General features: G+C 41.8%; 2 protein-coding genes. Both read left to right on the forward strand.

Annotated features, from left to right (window positions below; genetic code table 11):
- The first annotated feature begins 152 nt into the window (after positions 1 to 152).
- Entirely contained in the window at positions 153 to 545 is a 393-nt protein-coding gene (locus CDG77_RS33435; RefSeq protein ID WP_094333460.1) for a TauD/TfdA family dioxygenase, read from the forward strand.
- Positions 546 to 567: 22 nt separating this feature from the next.
- Positions 568 to 4,725, forward strand: coding sequence for a non-ribosomal peptide synthetase (locus CDG77_RS33440; RefSeq protein ID WP_190234143.1), 4,158 nt, complete (start codon positions 568 to 570; stop codon positions 4,723 to 4,725).
- The last annotated feature ends 59 nt before the right edge of the window (positions 4,726 to 4,784 follow it).

Raw genomic sequence — 4,784 nt, forward strand, 5'->3', positions numbered from 1 at the left:
TAGCTAGTTTTTGATACTTGTATTTATGTCTTATAAGCTAGCCACAGCAAAGCTTTGATAGTTTTCGGAGATGTCTACTTGATTTACAGTGGCAAAATGTCTTTCAAACCACTAAAAAACTTGAGGTAGAAAGTTATTGTCGTCATGCTAATATCGAGTTTGAGTGGCAAGATGAAACTAATCTCAAAACACGTCAAGTCTGTCAAGCTATTGCTACTCATCCGCGAACTGGTGAAATGGTGTGGTTCAACCAAGCACATTTGTTTCATATTTCCAACTTAAAAACAGAAGTCCGCAACTCTCTACTTTCGGTGCTAAAAGAAGAAGACTTGCCACGCAACGCTTTATATGGTGATGGTTCTAAAATTGAAACATCAGTAATCGAAGAAATTAATCAAATATATCAACAAGAATCAGTAACGTTCTCCTGGCAGGAAGGAGATATTTTAATGCTCGACAATATGCTAGCTGCTCATGGACGTAAGCCGTTTATTGGAGATAGAAAAGTCCTTGTAGGGATGGCAGAGCCTTATTGTGCGTCATAAAAATTAGTGATGGATGGGAAATATGCAAAATTCTACTATAGAAGGGTTCCAAATTTCACCTCAACAAAAGCGTTTATGGCTCTTGGCACAAGAAGGCGATCGCCAAGCCTATCGCGTTCAGTGTGCAGTCTTAATTGAAGGAAATATCAAATATTCAATTCTCGAAGTTGCCTTACAAAAAGTTGTTGATAGATACGAAATTCTCCGAACTAACTTGCAGGCATTAAAGGAAATGAACATTCCTTTACAGGTTATCCATGAGAATAGATCGGCATCTATTAATTACTCTAATTTTCACGATTTAGAGTCAGAAAAACAACAAAGTGAAATTGCTAATTTATTTCAGCTATATAAACAGATAAATTTTGATTGGCAGAATGGTAGTGTTTTAGAGATAAGTTTAATTAGTTTCTGTCCCATTAAAAATATTTTAATGCTGGGTCTGCCATCTTTTTGTGCCGATATCATATCAATTAATAATTTGGTTGGAGAAATAAGTTATACTTACGCTGCTTGTTTGTATCAACAAGAGTTAGCAAATGAACCTTTGCAATATGCAGATATTTCCGCATGGCAGATTGAATTATTTGAAGGAGAAGATGCGGTAAATGCTAGAGAGTATTGGCAAAAACAAAATGTCTCAAATTTGTTGAAAGGAAAGCTACCTAGAGAAAAATCCCTGCCCGCCAACATCGGCTTTCAACCCCAATTTATTGATATTCATTTCCATCCAGATATATTAGATCCGATTCAAGCACTAGCAAAGACAAATGCTGTGAGTGTGGCGACAGTCTTAATGGCTTGCTGGCAGATATTAATTTGGCGTTTGCTCGACAAGTCGGAGATGGCGATCGCAATTTGCTGTGACGGCAGAAATTATGAAGAATTAAAGCCAGCAATTGGATTACTGGCTAAATATCTCCCTGTTGCCGCTGATTTCGATGAAAATGCGACATTTGCGGAAATATTGCCACAAATTGAGCAAAAGATTAGCGATGTTTATCAATGGCAAGAGACTTTTAGTTGGGAAGAAATTGTCTCTAGTAATGGGAAGAGTCAAGAATTGTCATTTTTCCCATTTGCTTTTGATTTTGGATTGCAGCCTACTAAGTATTTGGCTGATAATGTCACATTTTCTATTCACAAGCAGTACGGTTGTATTGAGCGATTCCAAGTAAAACTATCCTGTTTGCACGGGGATGATTCTCTAACAGCAGAGTTACACTATGATGCCAACTTATTTACTCGCCAAGATATGGATTGCTTGGCAGCACAATTCAACTCTGTGTTAGCTAGTGCAATTAATAATCCCACAAACAAGATCGCCCAACTAAACATCCTCAGCCCAGATCAGCGCCAGCAACTACTATTTGAATTTAACAAAACCGAAACCAATCACTTCCAACATCAATGCATCCACGAGCTATTTGAACAGCAGGTAGAGCGTTATCCAGAGCAAATCGCTGTTGTTTATGAAAACCAGCAATTGAGTTATGCCCAGCTTAATAGCCGTGCCAATCAACTTGCCCGCCATCTACAAACCGTAGGCGTTGGTTGTGAAACAATTGTGGCACTGTGCGTTGAGCGCTCCCTGGAAACGATCGTTGGTCTTTTGGGAATTTTGAAAGCGGGTGGAGCCTATCTTGCTTTAGACCCTTTACTCCCATCTGAGCGTCTAGCTTTCATGTTGCAAGATGCTGATTCCTCCCTAATTTTGACCCAACAGCACTTAACTCAACTGTTCTCTAAAACACAAGCACCAATAATCTGTCTAGACACCGATTGGGGGGTAATCGATCAACAATCAGATGAGAATTTGCAAAAAGTTGCAACTCCAGAAAACTTGGTTTATGTAGTTTACACTTCCGGCTCTACCGGCAAGCCTAAGGGTGTGGCTGTTGAGCATCAGCAACTCCTCAACTATTTATATAGTATTCAAGAGAAATTAGATTTGCCTGCGAATGCTAGCTTTGCAACCGTTTCTACCTTTGCTGCTGATTTAGGTAATACAGCGATATTTCCGGCTTTATGTACAGGGGGATGTCTTCACGTCATCTCCCAGGAACGGGCAACTAGTCCAGAGGCTTTAGCAGATTATAGCGATCGCCATCCTATCGACTGTCTTAAAATTGTTCCATCTCACTTAGATGCTTTATTAAGTGCGTCCCAACCTGAAAAAATCCTACCGAAAAAGTGCTTGATACTAGGTGGGGAGGCGCTAAATTGGAATTTAGCCGTAAAACTCCAGCAATACGCACCAGAGTGTCAAATCTTCAATCACTATGGCCCATCAGAAGCAACTGTGGGGGTTTTAACCTTCATGTTTGAAGGTGAGCCAATGGGGGATAAATCTGATTATGTGCCTATCGGTCGTCCACTCACAAATACTCAGGTCTACATTCTGGACAATTATCTGCAACCCGTACCTGTGGGAGTGGCTGGAGAACTTTATATTGGCGGAGATAGTTTAGCGCGGGGCTATCTTAACCACCCAGAACTGACGAACGAGCGGTTTATTTCCAACCCCTTCCAAAGAAGCAAAGAAGCCAAAGAAGACAATTGCGATCGCAAAGCGTGTACGAAGTACTCTCGCCTCTACAAGACTGGAGATTTAGCTCGTTATCTCCCCAATGGCAACATTGCATTCTTGGGACGAATCGACGACCAAGTTAAAATTCGTGGCTTCCGCATCGAACTTGCCGAGATTGAGTCTGTATTAAGACAGCATCCTGCCATCCAAGAAAGCATTGTATTAGCACGGCCAGACAATTTGGGTAACAAGCGTCTGATCGCTTATTTTGTCTCAAATCAGCAATCGGAATCTGCGGTTAGCGACCTGCGGAACTTCCTCAAAGAGAAACTGCCGGAATATATGCTACCGGCTGCTTTTGTGCAGATCAAAGCATTGCCTCTAACCCCCAACGGCAAAGTAGACCGTCAAGCATTGCCTAATCCTGAGAGTGTTAAACCAGAGTTAGCCGGAAAATTTGTCACTCCTCGCAATCCGATTGAAGAAGCGATCGCGAAGATTTGGTCTGGGGTGTTGGAACTTGAGCAGGTAGGAATTTATGACAACTTCTTTGAACTGGGTGGAGATTCGATTATTAGTATTCAAATCATCGCCAGACTCAACCAAGCAGGTTTACAACTAACCCCGAAGCAGTTATTTGAGAACCCAACTATTGCTGGATTGGCTGAAATAGCTGGTACTATTTTAACTATAAAGGCTGAACAAGATGCTGTAACAGGTTCATTCCCTCTAACGCCAATTCAGCACTGGTTCTTTGAGCAAAAGTTAGGCAATTCACATCACTGGAACCAGGCATTACTACTGGAAGTAGCATCAGAAATTGCCCCAGATATACTGGAGCAAACAATACAGCAATTGCGATCGCACCATGATGCCCTACGCTTGAGGTTTGTCCCTGAAGAATCAGGTTGGCAGCAAATGAACGCGGGAGTGGATGAACTTAAAGCCATACCTTGTTCCTATGCAGACTTATCAGCATTGTCAGTCACGCAACAAGCGATCGCCTTTGAAACCTCTGCTACTCAACTACAGACGAGCCTGAATATCACAGAAGGTTTGCTCATGGGTATGGTGCGGTTTAATTTCGGTGACAACCAGCCACAACGCCTGCTGTGGGTAATTCATCATCTAGCGGTGGATGGTATTTCTTGGCGAATTTTGCTGGAAGATTTTCAGCAAGTGTATCAGCAGCTCAGTCAGGGAGAAAAAGTTAAGCTACCCGCAAAAACAACTTCCTTCAAGCAGTGGTCTAATTTTCTTCAGGAGTATGCTCAGACAGTTCAACTTCAGCAAGAGTTACGCTATTGGTTACAAACATCCCATCAGTCCATTTCACCTCTACCTGTAGACGATCCTGACGGTGCTAACACGGTGGCATTGAGTCGTAGTGTATTAGTCTCTCTTAGCATTGAAGAAACTCAAGCATTATTGCAGGATGTGCCAGCTGTTTATCACACCCAAATCAACGATGTACTGTTGACAGCATTAGTACAAGCTTTTGCTCAATGGATCGGAAGCAGCTTGGTGCTAATAGATTTAGAGGGACATGGAAGAGAATCTATAACTGACAATATCAACTTATCGCGAACAGTTGGCTGGTTTACCACTATTTTCCCAGTGCTACTCACCTTAGGGACTTCCAAGCAATAAAATCACCAAATACAAGAATGATAATCATTGTGAGGAGGGGGAAGGAGAAGCAGCCGTCG

The sequence above is a fragment of the Nostoc sp. 'Peltigera membranacea cyanobiont' 213 genome (assembly GCF_002245975.1).
GTDB lineage: Bacteria > Cyanobacteriota > Cyanobacteriia > Cyanobacteriales > Nostocaceae > Nostoc.

Bases quoted from the DNA above. Each gene is read 5' to 3' on its own strand.
- CDG77_RS33440 (WP_190234143.1), top strand. From the start codon at position 568: ATGCAAAATTCTACTATAGAAGGGTTCCAAATTTCACCTCAACAAAAG.